The sequence below is a fragment of the Streptomyces corynorhini genome (assembly GCF_003346515.1).
GTDB lineage: Bacteria > Actinomycetota > Actinomycetes > Streptomycetales > Streptomycetaceae > Streptomyces > Streptomyces corynorhini.
The window spans coordinates 38,501-38,868 of record NZ_QQNA01000071.1 but is presented as its reverse complement, the minus strand read 5'-3'; the positions used below and the strand labels follow the sequence as shown (position 1 = coordinate 38,868).

Sequence of the window (368 nt, the reverse complement as noted above, 5' to 3'; positions counted from 1 at the left end):
GCCACGTCCCTGATGCCCGCCCGGCTTTGCCGGTTTCCCCGACGCGTCGTGTCCGTCCGGCTCACCTGGTGTTTCCCTGCTGCTGTCATGGCGAGCCGATAGTAGGGCTCGGGCGGGCGGTAGGGCCGGTCGCATATGCACCCGGCAGCAGTCACGTTTCTGCAAGGTCGAATGACCTGAACTGGCTTGAAAAATAAGGGTGTTGATGCTTCCACCCATGATCTCATATGCAAGGAGCGGTCTGGACCTGTCGAACGGTCCATGTTTCGAAGAGGTCTCAACTCACCTCTACGGGCGATGCGCGCCACGGCGCAAGCCATGGGCGCACGTGCGAGCGGCGAACGCGCCCCTCCCCGGGACCCCTCCCC

At 63.9% G+C, this 368-nt stretch carries 1 pseudogene; it reads right to left on the bottom strand.

The annotated features are described in order from the left end of the window. A pseudogene (locus tag DVH02_RS36000) lies at positions 1 to 137 on the bottom strand (LacI family transcriptional regulator); the annotation flags it as partial. Between the last annotated feature and the right edge of the window lie 231 nt (positions 138 to 368).